The sequence below is a fragment of the Pseudonocardia sp. NPDC049154 genome (assembly GCF_040648315.1).
Taxonomy (GTDB): Bacteria; Actinomycetota; Actinomycetes; order Mycobacteriales; family Pseudonocardiaceae; genus Pseudonocardia.
Genome location: NZ_JBEZDN010000022.1, coordinates 36,242 through 51,091, shown reverse-complemented (window position 1 = coordinate 51,091; position 14,850 = coordinate 36,242). Strand labels below are relative to the sequence as shown.

Genomic DNA, 14,850 nt, shown 5'->3' with positions numbered 1-14,850 from the left:
AGGTCGTCGTCTGCTGTGCGACCGCCGCGCGCGTGGTCGACGGTGTGGTCGAGATCGGCCCGTTCGGCGGGCGCGGCAGCCGACGAAGGTGCAGGTCTGGTCGCGCAGCTGGACGTGGCGGCGCAGTCCGGCGCGAGGGAAGCGTCGGCGTGCGTCGTCCTCGGGGTTCCCGGGAGGGCTCTCGGGACGGTCGAGGGCGCGGCGGATCGCGGACAGGACAGGACGCCAGTCGTGCCCGCCGGCGTCCGGTACCGGATCCGACGGTCCGCCGGCCCTCGGTCCGAGGAGGAGGTCGAGCTCCGCCTCGGTGATCACGATGTCGACGAGGCCGCCCGGCGGTCCGCTGCCGGTGCGGTCCGATGGTGGCGGATCGGTCGACGGTGACGGACGTGCCCGCACGACTCCGCCTCTGACGAACCGGCCCTGGTGGTCGACGAGGGCGAACCGCCACAGCGCTCTGCGTTGTCGGATCACCACCTGTCGTCCCACCGAGGCGGGAATCGGGCCCTGACCCGGCAAGGAGACGTGCCGTTCGTCGTGCCCCAGCAGGGTGCTCAGCGCAGCCCGCACATGAATGCCCCGCCGGGAGTCGTCGGCGGACTCGTCCAGGGGAGCATCTCCGAGTGCTCCCACCTCAGGCGCTGCCGCAGGAGTGGAGCCAGTGGCAGTCGTGCTTGCAGCGACGTCACGACCGTCGCCGTCACCGCTGTCGTCGAGGTCCCGGTCGCCGGCGGCGTCGGCATCCCACTCGACGCCGCCATCGGTGCTGCCGCCGTTCCGACTGACGCCGCGATCGCCCGCTCCCCCAGCGGTGGCGGCGGAGCCCGCGCGAGCAGCCGTGTCGGTCCTGCTCCCGGCTTCCGCGTCGATCTGAGCAGACGCGCCCTGATCGGCGTGGCCGCCGCCCGCCTCCTCCGCCGCGGCGCGGGCGAGGAACTCCGCGACGATCCGGTCGCGATCACGCCGGAACGGAGTGCCTCGGCGACCGACGGCAGGTGCGCGTGCAGCACCCAGGCCAGCTCGGTCTGGTACTCCGCCGCTCGGCGGGTCCAGGTGAGCGCGGCGCGGACCTCGTCCGACCAGTACTTCTGTGGGCGGGCCCGTCGCGCCGCGGAGTACCAGCGCTCCGGGGCCCCGACGGCGATCTGCGCCATCACCTCGTACAACCCGGCCTGCTCGTGCGCGACCTGCCGGTACCGGGCCTGCAACAACACCGGCAGGTCCTCGTTCGCCGTCTCCGCGAGATCGATCGCCGCCAGGACAGCAGCCAGCTCCGGGCCGGGCGGCATCGCCGCCAGGTCCTCGGGAAGAGCCACCACCTGCTGCACGGATCGAACATATATTCGATCCCCGACAGTTTCGTGCGTCAGTCGGGTCGACGGCGGCTCCTCCGGCCCGACAGTCGGTGTCGTCCGGCGCTCCCTGGTGGTGCGGGGCGGCGCTGGTCGTCGGACGTGTGCTGGTGGGGTTGTGGCGTGGCGCTGTCGCCGTGGCGGTTCGTGAGGTCGTGATCGGCGATCCGGTGCAGCCAGGGTGAGGCGGGGTGCCCTGACTGCACGCATTCGATGATCACGGGCGTCGTGATCGCTGTCGGGTCCGTCCGGAGCGTGCCCTGGCGCCGCGGTTGTGCGACAGGTCTCGGAACCCACACCCCGCGCACTGGGCCGGGCAGTCGGATCGAGCGCGGGGCGAGCCAGCCGCCCACTGCGCCCACCCGTCCCGAGGGGCGGAACGTCGACGTCCGGCCTGCTCTCCGCAACCCCATGCTCGGTGGACGATCCCGGCTCAGACCGCGAGGTAGGCGCCGTTCCGCAGAACCGGCACCGATCGACTCCGATCGAGCTCGGCGGCTGTGTCGACGTCGTCGGGGTGGCCCAGGTCGAGGAGCTCCCGACCGCTGGCGCAGCGGCGGAGGGCCGCGCGCAGGTCGGTCAGGGACCGTGGCGACCGACCGTCAGGGCCGTGGTGAAGCTGAGGACGTCGACGACGACGGCCACGTCGCAGCCGGCTGCGACCGCGACCGCACCGGGAAGTCCCCAGTCCATCCTGACCGCGTGGGCGCGCTGACGGTGCGCGTCGAGCAGCATCGGCCGAGCGTAGGGGGAATCAGCCACCACACGTCCTACGGCCGGGACCGGACCACCCGGTACCAGAGCGTGGTGGTGTGGGGGAGGCCCGTGAGCCGCGTTCGTTCCAGCTGCACGGACATCCCGCCCGTCTCGTGGAACAGCCGCACCCCGTCGCCGATCATCTCCGGCACCACCGACACGGCGACCTCGTCGACGGCGCCGAGCGCGAGGCACTGCCGCGCGAGGTCGGCGCCCAGGATGTGGACGTCCCGGTCCCCGGCGGCAGCGCGCGCCCGGTCCAGCCCCTCCTCGACGGTCCCGACGAACGTGACGTCCGGGGGCGGCGCGGCGTCGGGGTGGTGGGTCACGACAATCGTCGGCCCGGACCACGTGCCCCCGAAGGCGCCCTCGGCGTCCGTGCCGGCGTTGGGGTCGTCGCCCCGGTAGGTGCGGGCGCCGACGAGCAGCGCGCCGGCTCCCGACGCGAGCTCCTCGGCGTCGGGATCCGGCCCGAAGTGTCGTGCGAGCCAGGCCATGTCGCCGCCGGGACCGGCGATGTAGCCGTCGAGGGACATGGCGGCGGAGTACAGAACACGGGCCATGCCCCGGACAGTGCCAGGCCCGGCTTCGCGCTGCGCGGACCGTTGCGCGGCGTGATGATTCCCGACGCACGGTCGGGTGACGCGGTCGAAGGGAGTCGGCATGGCGGGGGACTCGCAGCTCAGCGCAGGACTGAAGGACCGGCACGTCACGATGATCAGCATCGCGGGCGTGATCGGGGCGGGCCTGTTCGTCGGCTCCGGCGCGGCGATCGCGACCGCGGGGCCGGCGGTGCTGCTGGCCTACGCGTTCGCGGGGCTGCTGGTCGTCCTCGTGATGCGGATGCTCGGCGAGATGGCGGCCGCGACCCCGGACTCCGGCTCCTTCTCCACCTACGCCGACCGCGCGATCGGCCGCTGGGCGGGGTTCAGCGTCGGCTGGCTGTACTGGTGGTTCTGGGTGCTGGTCATCCCCGTCGAGGCGACGGCGGCCGCGACGATCCTCAACTCGTGGATCACGGCCGTCCCGCAGTGGACGTGGGCGCTGGTCATCACCCTGCTGCTGACGGTCACGAACCTGTTCAACGTGGCCAACTACGGCGAGTTCGAGTTCTGGTTCGCGCTGCTCAAGGTGGTCGCGATCGTCGCGTTCATCGTGGTCGGCGTACTGGCCGTGCTCGGGATCCTGCCCGGCACGCAGGTCAGCGGCGTCAGCCGGTTGTGGGACAGCGGCGGCTTCCTGCCCAACGGCGTGGGCGCCGTCGTCGCCGCCGTGCTCATCACGATGTTCAGCTTCATGGGCACCGAGATCGTGACCATCGCAGCGGCGGAGTCCGAGAACCCGGCCGAGAAGATCGGCCGGGCGACGCGCTCCGTGATCTGGCGGATCTCCGTGTTCTACCTGGCCTCGATCCTGCTGGTCGTGGCCCTGGTCCCGTGGACGGACCCGGGGCTGCCGGAGAACGGCTCGTACCAGACCGCGCTCGACGCCATCGGCGTCCCAGGCGCCAAGCTGATGGTCGACGTCGTGGTGCTGGTCGCCGTCGCGAGCTGCCTGAACTCGGCGCTCTACACCGCGTCGCGGATGATCTACTCGCTCGGCCGCCGCGGGCAGGCCCCGCGGGCGGTCATGCGCACCACCGCGGGCGGCGTCCCGCGGATCGCGGTGCTCGCCTCGACGGCCGTCGGCTTCCTCACCGTGATCGCGAACTACGTCTTCCCCGAAGAGGTCTTCTCGACGCTCCTCGCGACGTCCGGGGCCATCGCGCTGCTCGTCTACCTCGTGATCGCCGTGTCGCAGCTGCGGATGCGCCGCCGGCTGGAGCGGGAGGACGCCGCGCTCCCCGTGCGGATGTGGGCCTACCCCGCGCTGACCTGGGCGGTCATCGTCGTGATCCCGGTGATCCTGGTCTACATGGCCTTCCGCGAGGGTTCCCGCTTCGACCTGGCGATGACGGCGCTGATCGCCGTGGCCGTGGTCGTGTTGGGGATCGTGCTCACCCGCCGCGCCGGGCCGGACCGCGCTCAGAGCCAGGAGGGGTCGGTGTCGAGCGAGGTCCGGTCGAGCGAGGCCAGCAGGTCCAGCTGAGGGCCGACCTTCGGCAGCTCGAACCGGAAGAAGTACCGGGCGGCGGCGCGCTTGCCGCGGCCGAGGTCGTCGTCCCGCCCGGCCGCGGCCAGCAGCTGTTCGAGCCAGATCCACGCGACGACGACGTGCCCGGCCGCCTCGAGGTAGACCGACGCGTTGGCCAGCCGCTCCTCGGTGTCCGGGTGGGCGTGCAGCACGGCGGTGACCTCGACGAGCCGGTCCAGCGCGGCCCGCAGCGCGGCGCCGTGCTCGGCGGCGTCCCCGCCGGCGTCGGTCGCCCGCGCGATCGTGGCGGACAGGGTCTCCTGCAGCGCGGTGAACCCGGCACCGCCGGCCATGACGACCTTGCGGCCGAGCAGGTCGGCGGCCTGGATGCCGTGGGTGCCCTCGTGGATCGGGTTGAGCCGGTTGTCCCGGTAGTGCTGCTCGACGTCGTACTCGCGGGTGTAGCCGTAGCCGCCGTGCACCTGGATGGCCAGCGAGTTGGCCTCCGGGCCCCACTGCGAGGGCCAGCTCTTGGCGATCGGGGTGAGCGTCTCGAGCAGCAGGTGCGCCCGGACCCGCTCCGCCTCGGTCGGGGCGGTGCGCTCCTCGTCGACGAGCAGGCCGCAGTAGAGGACCAGCGCGAGCGCACCCTCGGCATAGGCCTTCTGCGCGAGCAGCATCCGACGCACGTCGGCGTGCCGCACGATCGGGACCATCGGCGCGGCCGGGTCCTTGGCCCCGGCCGGACGGCCCTGCGGGCGGGACTTCGCGTAGTCCAGCGCCTTCAGGTACCCGGTGTAGGCGAGCGCGGCGGCGCCCGCCCCGACCCCGATGCGGGCCTCGTTCATCATGTGGAACATGGCGGCCAGCCCGCCGCCGGCCGCGCCCACGAGGTACCCGACCGCCCCCGGTTCGCCGCCCGGGGTGTGCGCGCCCTCGCCCAGGTTGAGCAGGGTGTTGACGGTGCCCCGGTACCCCATCTTGTGGTTCAGCCCGACCAGCGCGACGTCGTTGCGCTCGCCCGGCTGCCCGTCCGCGTCGAGCAGGTACTTGGGCACCAGGAACAGCGAGATGCCCTTCACCCCGGCCGCGCCGCCCGGGATCTTGGCCAGCACCAGGTGCACGATGTTCTCGCCCAGCTCGTGCTCGCCGCCGGAGATCCACATCTTGGTGCCGCGCAGCCGGTAGGTGCCGTCGGGCTGCGGTTCGGCGCGGGTGGTGATGTCGGCGAGCGACGACCCGGCCTGCGGCTCGGACAGGCACATCGTCCCGTGGAAGCGGCCCTCGAGCATCGGCGGCACCCACGTGGCGATCTGTTCGGGCGTGCCGTGGGCCTGCAACAGGTTGGCATTTGCCACGGTGAGCATGGCGTAGGCCCAGGTGCCGATGTTGGCGGCGTGGAACCACGCCTGCACCGCCGTGCCGACGACGTGGGGCAGCTGCAGCCCGCCCACCTCGGCGTCCATGGTCGCGGACAGCAGGCCGGCCTCCGCGGCGGCCCGGAGGGCGGGCGCGACCTCCTCGTGCAACCGGACCCGCCCGTCGACGAACTCGGGTTCCTCGGCGTCGTTGCGCTTGTTGTGCGGCGCGAACTGCTCCGCGGCGAGGTCGGCCGCCAGCTCCAGCACGGCGTCGACCGTCTCGCGCGAGTGCTCGGCGAACCGCTCGCGCTTGGTCAGCTCCTCCACGTGCAGCCAGTCGTGCAGCAGGAACCGCACGTCGTGGCGGGACAGGATGAGGTCGCGGTCGCCCCGTGGCATCGTCGCTCCCGAGTGGTTACTGATCGATCAGTAAGTAGAGTGGGCGCCACGGGCGGCGGCGTCAAGAGGAGCGGGTGATGGTGCGGGTCACCGAGGCCGGGCAGGACACCGGGGCGACGACGGCGGCGGGCGAGCGGATCCTCGCCGGCCTCGACCTGTGGGCGGAGTGGGCGACGGCGACGCAGCGGGCGATCGTCGGGGCCGCACTGGAGTCCTTCGCCGAGCGGGGCTTCCACGGCACCTCGCTCAAGCACATCGCCCAGGGCTCCGGGCTGAGCACGGCCGCGTTGTACGTGCACTTCGCCTCGAAGGAGGAGCTGCTCTTCGCGCTCAGCCGGCGCGGGCACACCATCGCGCTCGAGCTGGTCCGGGCGGCCGCGGCCGAGCCCGACCCGGCCGCGGCGATGCGGGTGCTGGTCTACTCGTTCACCCGCTGGCACGCCGAACAGCGCACCACCGCCCGCGTCGTGCAGTACGAGCAGGGCGCGCTCACCGCCGCGCACGCCGAGGTGGTCGCGGAGCTGCGCCGGGACACCGAGCGGGTCGTCCGCGGGGTGATCGACCGCGGTGTCGAGGCGGGCGCGGTCACCGTGCCCGACGTCCGCGGGGCCGGCGCCGCCGTGCTCTCCCTCGGCATCGACGTCGCCCGGTGGTTCGTCCCGGACGGGCCGTGGACGCCCGACGCGCTGGGCCTGCTGTACGCAGGGTTGGCGGGCCGCATGCTCGGGATGCCAGCCTGAGGCCATGCGGATCGCCCTGGCCCAGATCGTCTCGACCCCCTCGCCGGAGGAGAACCTCGGGCTCGTCGCCGACGGGGCCCGCGCGGCCGCCGCGGCCGGTGCACGGCTCGTGGTGTTCCCCGAGGCCACGATGTGCTGTTTCGGCGTGAAGCTGGGTCCCGTCGCCGAGCCGCTCGACGGCCCGTGGGCGGACCGGGTGCGGGCGATCGCCGAGGACGCCGGGGTCACCGTGGTCGCCGGCATGTTCACCCCGGCCGAGGACGGGCGCGTGCACAACACGCTCCTGGTCACCGGCGGCGGGGTCGAGGCGTCCTACGAGAAGATCCACCTGTTCGACGCGTTCGGGTTCGCCGAGTCGGACACCGTCGCCCCGGGCACGGGGCTGCGCACGATCCAGGTCGACCGCCGCACGCTCGGCCTCACCACCTGCTACGACCTGCGCTTCCCGGGCCTGTACCAGGAGCTGGGCGACCGCGGGGCGCAGCTGGTCCTGGCGCCGGCGTCGTGGGGCGCGGGGCCGGGCAAGCGGGAGCAGTGGGACCTGCTGGTGCGCGCCCGGGCCCTGGACTCGACGGCCTTCGTGGCCGCCTGCGACCAGGCCGACCCCGAGACCGTCGGCCGGGAGCGCGGGAAGGCGCCGACGGGGATCGGTGCGAGCCTGGTGGCGAGCCCGTACGGCGCGGTGGTCGCGCAGCTGGGGGAGGAGCCCGGTCTGCTCGTGGCCGACGTCGACCTGGACGAGGTCGACGCGGCCCGCAAGGCCATCCCCGTCCTGGCGAACCGCCGGTTCTAGAGAGGGGTGGGCGCGATGTCGTGGACCGTCGACGGTGTGCGGATCAGCCGGGTGGTGGAGCACGTGATGCCCTTCCCGGTCGACTTCTTCGCCGAGGCCACGCCGGCCGACGTGGCCGCGGAACCGGACCTCGCGCTCGACTTCGTCGACGCCCACGGCCGGTACCGGATGAGCCTGCACTCCTATCTGCTCGAGGCGGACGGCCGGCGCATCGTCGTCGACACCTGCTGCGGCAACGGGAAGGTCCGCCCGCTGATCCCCGAGTTCGACCACCGCACCGGCCCGTACCTGGCCGATCTCGTGGTGGAGGGCTTCGCGCCCGACAGCGTCGACGCGGTCGTCTGCACGCACTTGCACCTCGACCACGTCGGCTGGAACACCCGCCTCGTCGACGACGAGTGGGTGCCCACCTTCCCGCGGGCCCGGTACCTCCTCGGAGCGGCCGACCTCGACGCGTGGGGACGCTCCGACGACCCGCTGCACGCCCCGGCGTTCGCCGACTCCGTCCGGCCGGTGCTCGACGCGGGGCTCGTCGATGCGGTCGAGGGCGACCTCCCGCTCGCCGGTCAGGTCCGGCTCCGGGCGACGCCGGGACACACACCGGGCCACCTCAGCGTCTGGATCGGCGACCGGTGCGTGATCACCGGCGACGTCCTGCACCACCCGATCCAGTGCCGGCACCCCGACTGGACGGCGACCGGCGACGGCGACCCAGACCTCGCGCGGGCGACCCGGCGGGCGCTGCTGGAGGAGGTGGCGTCCGCGGACGCACTGGTGCTCGGCACGCACTTCGCCGGCAGCAGCGCGGGCCACGTGGTGCGCGACGGCGAGGCCTACCGGTTCGTGGCCGAGGACTGACCCGGGCGCCGGTGGCAGGCTCGCAGGATGAGCGCTCCCACCCCGCCGACGGCCGAGCTGCACCTCCACATCGAGGGCACGATCGAGGCCGAGCTGCTGGTCCGGCTCGCCGACCGGGACGGCCTCCCGCTGCCCTCGCGCGATCCGGCCGTGCTGCGGGAGCGCTACGCGCACTTCGCCGACCTGCAGTCCTTCCTCGACGTGTACTACGCGAACCTCGCCGTGCTCCGCACCGAGGAGGACTTCCACGAGCTGGCGACGGGCTACCTCGACCGGGCGCGGGCGGCGGGGGTGCGGCGGGCCGAGGTGTTCTTCGACCCGCAGACGCACGTGCACCACGGGGTGCCGCTCGAGGCGGTGATCCGCGGGCTGAGCAGCGCGTTCGACGGTGCCGAGGAGACACACGGGGTGTCCGCGGCGATGATCCTCTGCTTCCTGCGCGACCTCGGCCCGGAGGCGGCGGAGGAGATCCTGCGGGCGGCGCTGCCCTTCCGCGAGCACTTCATCGGCGTCGGCCTGGACTCGGCGGAGGTCGGGTACCCGCCGTCGTTGTTCACCCGCGTCTACGCGATGGCCGCCGCGGAGGGCCTGCACCGGGTGGCGCACGCGGGGGAGGAGGGCGGCCCGGACTACGTCCGCGAGGCGCTCGACCTGCTCCACGTCGAGCGCGTCGACCACGGCATCCGCGCCATGGAGGACCCGGAGCTGGTGGCGCGGCTGCGCGCGGAGCGGATGCCGCTGACCGTGTGCCCGCTCTCCAACGTGTGCCTGCGGGCCGTCGACGCGCTGCCCGACCACCCGCTCCCGCGGATGCTCGACGAGGGGCTCGTCGCGACCGTGAACAGCGACGACCCGGCCTACTTCGGCGGGTACGTCGACGAGAACTACCGGGCCGTCGCCCGTGACCTCGGCCTCGACCGGGCGCGGCTCGCGCAGCTGGCCCGCAACTCCGTCGACGCCACCTTCGCGCCGGAGGAGGACAAGCGGCGCTGGCACGCCGAGATCGCGGAGTGGGCGGGCTGAGGGGCGCCGGCCGGGATCCCCCCGTCGGATCCCGGCCGGAGCGGGCTCAGTTGTTCGCCGTGGCGAGCTCGAGGTACTCGGCGAACTTCTTGTGGGCGGCCTCGGTGCGCGTCGGCACGTGCTCGCTGGGGACGTCGCGGGCCTCGTAGCCGCGCAGGATCCGCTTGGCGACGGTGGCCTTGTGCACCTCGTCCGGGCCGTCGTAGATGCGGGCGGCGCGGGCGGCCCGGTACATCTGCTCCAGCGGCAGGTCGCCGGAGAACCCGAGCGAGCCGTGGATCTGGATGGCGCGGTCGATCACGTCGTGGAGCACCTTCGCGCCCCAGAACTTGATGATCGCGATCTCGTTCCGGGCGTTCGACGCGCCGACCTGGTCCATCTTCCACGCCGCCTGCAGGGTGAGCAGCCGCGCGGCCTGCATCTCCGCCGCCGAGGTCGCGACCCAGTCCTGGATCATCTGCTTGTGGGCCAGCACCGAGCCGTGCGCGTAGCGCGACACCGCGCGCTCGCACAGCATGTCGAAGGCGCGCTTCGACTGGCCGAGCCAGCGCATCGCGTGGTGGATGCGGCCCGGGCCCAGACGCTGCTGGGCCAACTTGAAGCCGTCACCGGGGTTGCCGACGAGGTTCTCCCTCGGCACCCGCACGTTGTCGTAGATGATCTCCGCGTGCCCGCCCTCGAGGCGCGGGTGCACCGTCGAGTGGTCCATGACGGGGATGTCGCGGAGGATGTTCACGCCGGGTGTGTCGGTCGGCACGATGATCATCGACGAGCCCTGGTAGGGCGAGACGTCCGGGTCCGTGACCGCCATCACGATGAGGAAGTCGGCGGCCGAGGCGTTCGACGAGAACCACTTGTGGCCGTTGATCACGTACTCGTCGCCCTCGAGCACCGCGCGCGTGGTGAGGAGGGTGGGGTCGGCGCCGGCGCCCGGCTCCGTCATCGAGAAGCAGGAGCGCAGCTCGCCGCGCAGCAGCGGGTGCATCCACTGCTCCTTCTGCTCCGGCGACCCGCCGATGGCGAGCAGCTCGGCGTTGCCCGAGTCCGGCGCCTGGTTGCCGAAGATGCCCGGCGCGAACTTGCACTGGCCGAGGATCTCGTGCATCAGACCCAGCTTGACCTGGCCGAACCCGCCGCCACCGAGCTCCGGGGGCAGGTGGGCCGCCCACAGGCCCTGCTCCTTGACCTTCTCCTTCATCGGAGCGGTGATGCGGGCGTAGGTCTCGCGGTCGATGTCCAGGGTCTCGAGCGGGATGATCTCCTCCCGGACGAACTCCTGCATCCACTCCAGCTTCTTCTCGAACTCCGGCTCGGTGGAGAAGTCCCACGCCATCGTGCCCGCACCTCCGCGACTCGCTTCGCCGACGCCTGCGTCGGTCGTTGCCTGGAGGCTAGTTGATGCAGGCGCCTTACGGCAGTCCCCTCGTCGAACGCCGGAGCGTGTCGAGGGCCGCATCGAGCGCGGCCTCGAGGTGCGCGGTGCTGCCGGTCGACATCAGCAGCACCACCCCGCCCTGGATGCCGGCGAGGATCGCGGCCGCCTCCCGGTCCGCGTCGAGGCCGGGGTCGACCTCGCCCGCGGCCTGCAGGTGGGCGATGCCCGCGCGGATCTCGCCCTGCCACTGCCGCGCCAGCTCGGTGACGACGGCGCGCGCCCCGGGCGTGCTCCGGCCCAGCTGGGAGACCAGCACCGTGAGCGGGCAGCGCTCACCCTGGGCCCGGTACCGCGCCACGAGCGCGTCCCGCCACGCCCGCCACGCCGCCCAGGAGGTGAGCTCGCCGAGCATCGGCTGCTGGTCCTCCAGCACCCGGTCGGCCTCGCGCCGCGCCACCGCGAGCAGCAGGTCCTCGCGCCCGCCGGGGAAGTAGTGGAAGAGCTGGCTCTTGCTGGTGCGCGTGCGGGCCAGGACGTCGTCGAGCGTGGTGTCGGCGGCCCCACGCTCGCGGATCTCGGCGGCGGCGCCCTCGACGATGCGCGCCCGCGTCGCGGCGCCCTTGGCGGTGAGGGTCACGGCTCCTCCTCGACTGGACTCAGGAGTCCAAATCTAGCCGGTTGATCGACGGCGAGGTCGGTATTGGTTAGCCTCACCTCCGTTCCCGAACGTCGTCCGTGGAGGTCTGCACGACATGGCCACCGAGCTGGAGAACGGTCCCGTCCCCGTCGTGACGGAGACCGTCGAGCGGCTGTCGCCGACGCTGGTCCGCGTGGGCCTGGGCGGGCCGGGGCTCACCGGCCTCGACTCGCTCGGGGTGCCGGACGAGGCCCTGGTCCTGCGGTTCCCCGGTGCCGAGGTCGGCCGCTGGTACACCGTGCGGCGGTGGGAGCCGGCTCTGCTGACCGTCGACATCGTGCTGCACCCCGGCGGGGTCGGCGGCGAGTGGGCCGCCCGGGCGCGCGTCGGCGACGAGCTGGAGATCACGCACCGCAACAGCTGGTTCCGCCGGCCCGAGGGCGCGCGCTGGCAGCTGCTGCTCGGCGACGTCACGGCGCTGCCCGCCATCGGCCGGATCGTGGAGGAGTCGGCGGACCGGCTCCCGACCACCGTGCTCGTCGAGGTGCCGGACCGCGAGGACGCCCAGGAGCTGCCCGGCGCCCAGGTGCGCTGGATGCACACCGCCGGGCTGGGCCACAGGCCCAGCCGGCTGGACGAGCTCGTGCGCGGCGTCCGGCTGCCGCCCGGCCCCGGGTACGTCTACGTCGCGGGGGAGGCCTCGGCGACCCGGGCGGTGCGCCGCTACCTGCGCCACGAGCTCGGGCTGCCCGCCGGGTCCTACGGCGTCGTCGGGTACTGGCGTGCCGAGTCCGAGAAGTGGTTCGCGCGGGTCGCCGAGACGGGCACCGACACCGCCGCCATCTACGCCGAGGAGCTCGACGCGGGCGGCGACCTCGAGGACGTCCGCGCCCGCTACGAGGAACGCCTCGCCACCCTCGGGCTGTGATAGCCGGAGGCCGTGCGTAACGGTGAGGGTGGGGCCGGACGAGATCCCGGCCGTGGAGAGGCGACGCCGCGGACTGCCGCGCAGGCGGACGGACCGGGTCGAGGACGTCGTGGCCGTCCTGCTGTGCGGTCTCGGCGTCGTCGCGACAGTGCTCGCCGGGTTGGTCGGCACCGCGGCGCACGGGGCGGTGTCCGCGCGGGCGTACCAGGAGGCGGCGGACCGCAGCCGGGTGGTCGCGACGGTCGTCGAGCCCGTGGACGTCGCCGGGTCGACGGAGGGCGTGGGCCCGGCCGCCCGCCGCGCCACGGCCACCTGGACCGCACCCGACGGCACCTCGCGCGCCGGCGAGGTCACGGTCCCGACGAGCGCGAAGGCCGGCTCGGCGGTCCCGGTGTGGGTGGACCGCGCGGGCACGCCCGCCCCGGCGCCGACCTCGCCCCGGGCCGGTCTGCTGGTCGGCGTGGTGGCGGCCGGTTGGGTCGCCGTCGCCGGCGTGCTGCTGCTCCTGGCCGCGTGGCGGGTGGTGCAGCGCTGGACCGCCCGCCGCAACGACGCCGAGTGGACCCGCCGGTGGGCGGAGGTCGAGCCGGAGTGGTCGGGCCGCACGGCGGGACCGGCCGACCGGACCGGCTGACCCGGGACGCCCGCTCACGAGCCGGGTCTTCGGCGCCTCACCCCGATTTGCGGAGCGTTCACGCGCCCGCAACGAACCCGACGGGCAACTCCCGGCGCCCCCGCTCGTTGAACCGGGTGCCGGTATCGGCGGGGACTGGGGAGCCCCCTCGCCGATACCGGCAGATCCGGCTCCGGGACCGGTCAGCCGTCCGGCAGGATCGGCACCTCCAGCCCCTGGTCCCGGCCCAGTCGCGCCGCCCGCGTGACGGACTCCGTGCCGAACCGGGTCCGCAGCGAGTCCAGGGTCCGGTCCAGCTCCGGCCCGCTGGTGCGGTCGAAGGGCAGGGCGAGCTGCATCGCGTCGTCCGTGTCGAGGTTGGTGAGCGAGATCCCGATCAGCGTGAGCCCGCGGTCGAGGACCATGCTCAACGACTCGCGGAGCAACCGCCGCGTGGCCTCGAGCAGGGTCGGGGTGTGGTCCGTGGCCCGGGCGAGGGTGTGCGAGCGGGTGGCCCGGGTGTAGTCGCCGAAGCGCAGCCGCAGGACGACCGTGCGGCAGGTCCGGTCCGCCCCGCGCAGCCGCTTGCCGAGCCGGTCGACGATCCCGGCCAGGATCGCATCCATCTCCTCCGGCGAGCGGAAGCGCCGGCCGAGGGCCCGCTGCGAGCCGATCGACCTCCGGCGCCGACCGGTCTCGACCACCCGCGGGTCGTGGTTGTGGGCCAGCGCGTGCAGGTGCCGCCCGGAGGCCCGGCCGAGCAGCGAGACCAGCGCCGGTTCGCCGAGGTCGGCCACCTCGCCGACGGTGCGGATCCCCAGCGCGTGCAGCTTCGCCGCGGTGACCTTCCCGACGCCCCACAGCCGCTCGACGGGCAGCGGGTGCAGGAAGTCCAGCTCACCGCCCGGCGGGACCTCCAGCAGCCCGTCCGGCTTCGCGACCCCGCTGGCGACCTTCGCCAGGAACTTCGTGCAGGCCACACCGACCGTGATCGGCAGGCCCGCCTCGGCCAGCACCCGGGCCCGCAGCCGCTCGGCGATCGCCACCGGCGCGCCCGCGATCCGCCACAGGCCTCCGACGTCGAGGAACGCCTCGTCGATCGACAGGCCCTCGACCACCGGCGTGGTGTCCGTGAAGATCGCGAAGACCGCCTTGCTGGCCTCGCTGTACGCCGAGAACCGCGGCGGGACCACGATCGCGTGCGGGCAGAGCGCCCGCGCCTGCCGGCCGCCCATCGCGGTGCGCACGCCGAAGGCCTTGGCCTCGTAGCTGGCGGCGAGCACCACCCCGCCGCCGACGATCACCGGCCGCCCGCGCAGCCGCGGCGCGTCCCGCTGCTCGACCGACGCGTAGAAGGAGTCGAGGTCGGCGTGCAGGATGCTCGCCTCCGCGCGACTCTCGATCCGGGACACGAACAGATGTTCGCATGCGAGCCCGACAAAATCCCGCCGTCCGTGGCAGGCGGTCCCCACCTCACCGGGGCGGCGGAGCCGCTAGGGACAGGCGATGCGCCTCCCCGACAACGAGACGACGTCCAGCCGCAGGAAGTGAGGCGTGTCGCCGCCGGCCCACGGCCGCAGCGGGAGCCGGCGGGCCCGGGCGAGCTCGGCCGGGTCCTCGACCACCCGCAGCCGGCCGAACGCCAACAGGCTCCACCCCTCCTCCCACACCTCGTCGACGTGGTCGACCTGGAAGGCCACCCGCTCGCAGCGGGCCGCCGCGGCGACCTTGCTGCCCGCGGCGGACCGGAAGTACACGGCGTCGCCGTCGACGGCGAAGTTCACCGGCAGCACGAGCGGCCACCCGTCGGCGACGAAGGCCAGCCGACCCAGCCGCGGGCGATGGGTGACGAGCAGGGCACGGCACTCGTCGGGGCTGAGCGTCGCCAGTGCGATCTCGGTCTCGGACATCGTCGTCCCCACGGCTCGTGGTGCGTCGCCGC

General features: G+C 73.6%; 15 protein-coding genes. 7 read left to right on the top strand and 8 right to left on the bottom strand.

Annotated elements, in window-relative coordinates; all coding sequences use genetic code 11:
• Positions 1–554: 554 nt before the first annotated feature.
• The 3 genes from AB0B41_RS14220 to AB0B41_RS14210 all read right to left on the bottom strand — a co-directional run bounded on the left by AB0B41_RS14220 (position 555) and on the right by AB0B41_RS14210 (position 2,671).
• Positions 555–1,328: a hypothetical protein gene (locus AB0B41_RS14220; protein ID WP_358202822.1), complete on the bottom strand. Its 774-nt coding sequence runs from the start codon at positions 1,326–1,328 to the stop codon at positions 555–557.
• Between the two features lie 603 nt (positions 1,329–1,931).
• Positions 1,932–2,087: a hypothetical protein gene (locus AB0B41_RS14215; RefSeq protein ID WP_358202821.1), complete on the bottom strand. Its 156-nt coding sequence runs from the start codon at positions 2,085–2,087 to the stop codon at positions 1,932–1,934.
• Positions 2,088–2,122: 35 nt separating this feature from the next.
• Positions 2,123–2,671, bottom strand: coding sequence for a dihydrofolate reductase family protein (locus AB0B41_RS14210; RefSeq protein ID WP_358202818.1), 549 nt, complete (start codon positions 2,669–2,671; stop codon positions 2,123–2,125).
• A 100-nt stretch (positions 2,672–2,771) separates the two neighbouring features.
• On the opposite strand from AB0B41_RS14210, the gene gabP reads away from it, so the two are divergent.
• Positions 2,772–4,196, top strand: coding sequence for a GABA permease (gene gabP, locus AB0B41_RS14205; protein WP_358202816.1), 1,425 nt, complete (start codon positions 2,772–2,774; stop codon positions 4,194–4,196).
• On the opposite strand, the gene AB0B41_RS14200 is transcribed toward gabP, so the two are convergent.
• Positions 4,133–5,941: an acyl-CoA dehydrogenase gene (locus AB0B41_RS14200; protein ID WP_358202814.1), complete on the bottom strand. Its 1,809-nt coding sequence runs from the start codon at positions 5,939–5,941 to the stop codon at positions 4,133–4,135. The genes gabP and AB0B41_RS14200 overlap by 64 nt on opposite strands.
• A gap of 77 nt (positions 5,942–6,018) precedes the next feature.
• Here AB0B41_RS14200 and AB0B41_RS14195 point away from each other — a divergent pair, with 77 nt between their 5' ends.
• From AB0B41_RS14195 to AB0B41_RS14180, 4 genes are read left to right on the top strand one after another with little or no spacing between them, the layout of a single operon-like run.
• Complete coding sequence (locus tag AB0B41_RS14195) at positions 6,019–6,681, top strand: TetR/AcrR family transcriptional regulator (RefSeq protein ID WP_358202812.1); 663 nt, start codon at positions 6,019–6,021, stop codon at positions 6,679–6,681.
• A 4-nt stretch (positions 6,682–6,685) separates the two neighbouring features.
• Positions 6,686–7,474, top strand: coding sequence for a carbon-nitrogen hydrolase family protein (locus tag AB0B41_RS14190; protein ID WP_358202810.1), 789 nt, complete (start codon positions 6,686–6,688; stop codon positions 7,472–7,474).
• A gap of 15 nt (positions 7,475–7,489) precedes the next feature.
• On the top strand, positions 7,490–8,332 hold the full coding sequence (locus AB0B41_RS14185) for an MBL fold metallo-hydrolase (RefSeq protein WP_358202808.1): 843 nt from the start codon (positions 7,490–7,492) through the stop codon (positions 8,330–8,332).
• A gap of 27 nt (positions 8,333–8,359) precedes the next feature.
• Positions 8,360–9,355, top strand: a complete 996-nt coding sequence (locus tag AB0B41_RS14180) for an adenosine deaminase (protein WP_358202805.1) — start codon at positions 8,360–8,362, stop codon at positions 9,353–9,355.
• A gap of 46 nt (positions 9,356–9,401) precedes the next feature.
• Here the strand turns inward: AB0B41_RS14180 and AB0B41_RS14175 are convergent, their stop codons facing one another.
• Together AB0B41_RS14175 and AB0B41_RS14170 are read right to left on the bottom strand one after the other, a co-directional pair.
• Positions 9,402–10,688 carry an acyl-CoA dehydrogenase family protein gene (locus tag AB0B41_RS14175; RefSeq protein ID WP_358202803.1) on the bottom strand — a complete coding sequence of 429 codons (1,287 nt, stop codon included), beginning with the start codon at positions 10,686–10,688 and terminating at the stop codon, positions 9,402–9,404.
• A gap of 76 nt (positions 10,689–10,764) precedes the next feature.
• Positions 10,765–11,367: a TetR/AcrR family transcriptional regulator gene (locus tag AB0B41_RS14170; RefSeq protein WP_358202801.1), complete on the bottom strand. Its 603-nt coding sequence runs from the start codon at positions 11,365–11,367 to the stop codon at positions 10,765–10,767.
• Positions 11,368–11,482: 115 nt separating this feature from the next.
• Here AB0B41_RS14170 and AB0B41_RS14165 point away from each other — a divergent pair, with 115 nt between their 5' ends.
• Both AB0B41_RS14165 and AB0B41_RS14160 read left to right on the top strand, forming a co-directional pair.
• The gene (locus tag AB0B41_RS14165) at positions 11,483–12,295 is read left to right on the top strand and encodes a siderophore-interacting protein (protein ID WP_358202798.1); all 813 of its coding nucleotides are present in this window, start codon (positions 11,483–11,485) and stop codon (positions 12,293–12,295) included.
• 52 nt (positions 12,296–12,347) lie between these two features.
• Positions 12,348–12,929, top strand: coding sequence for a hypothetical protein (locus AB0B41_RS14160; RefSeq protein WP_358202796.1), 582 nt, complete (start codon positions 12,348–12,350; stop codon positions 12,927–12,929).
• Between the two features lie 182 nt (positions 12,930–13,111).
• Here AB0B41_RS14160 and dinB read toward each other — a convergent pair whose 3' ends face one another.
• Positions 13,112–14,326: a DNA polymerase IV gene (gene dinB / locus AB0B41_RS14155; protein ID WP_358202888.1), complete on the bottom strand. Its 1,215-nt coding sequence runs from the start codon at positions 14,324–14,326 to the stop codon at positions 13,112–13,114.
• Between the two features lie 75 nt (positions 14,327–14,401).
• Positions 14,402–14,818 (bottom strand): pyridoxamine 5'-phosphate oxidase family protein, encoded by a 417-nt coding sequence (locus AB0B41_RS14150; protein ID WP_358202794.1) that lies wholly within the window; start codon positions 14,816–14,818, stop codon positions 14,402–14,404.
• Positions 14,819–14,850 lie beyond the last annotated feature (32 nt).